This is a genomic window from Xenorhabdus innexi (genome assembly GCF_002632485.1).
Lineage (GTDB): Bacteria > Pseudomonadota > Gammaproteobacteria > Enterobacterales > Enterobacteriaceae > Xenorhabdus > Xenorhabdus innexi.
The window spans coordinates 1-483 of the sequence record NZ_NIBU01000258.1 but is presented as its reverse complement, the minus strand read 5'-3'; the positions used below and the strand labels follow the sequence as shown (position 1 = coordinate 483).

The 483-nt window shown below is 47.4% G+C and carries 1 protein-coding gene and 1 pseudogene; both read right to left on the bottom strand.

Features of this window, described 5'->3' with window-relative positions; genetic code table 11:
- On the bottom strand, positions 1-225 hold a 225-nt coding region (locus tag Xinn_RS21475; protein WP_099137847.1), incomplete at its 3' end, for a phage baseplate plug family protein.
- Positions 222-483 (bottom strand): annotated as a pseudogene (locus tag Xinn_RS21470) (hypothetical protein); the annotation flags it as partial. The pseudogene Xinn_RS21470 and the gene Xinn_RS21475, both read right to left, overlap by 4 nt.

Below are 483 nucleotides of genomic sequence, written 5' to 3'. Positions count from 1 at the left end.
ACTCATTAAGATGACGAACGGCAGATTCTTGGTCAGCAACGCCGGGCTGTTGACCGTCAGGCCGTACAGTTGCGCAATGAAGGTATCGCTATTGGTTTCTAACAAATCAAATTGCCAGCCGTTGATAACGGGATTGAAATAGAGCGTGAGCCGCAGATTCATACCGAACAGGGTAAATGACTGCTCCTGAATCTCTTCAGTGGAAACGGGGATTTCGTATATCATTTGCCACCCCCTAAAAGTCCCCAGATAAATTGCTTGGCTCTTCCGGCAGGATCGCCAAAGAACTCATTACCACCGAACAAAGCGGAAGAATTATTACCTGTCATTGCGACTTTTTTCGGTTGAGTTTTCCCCATATTCTTTTTTTTCACCGTCTTCGCTGCCGCTTTTTTCAGGTTCGGGTGTAACCCTTTTGCCGTCTGTGTCTCGACAATAAAGATTTCACGCAGGGTCAGGCTGAACTCGGCTGAGCCATCGTAC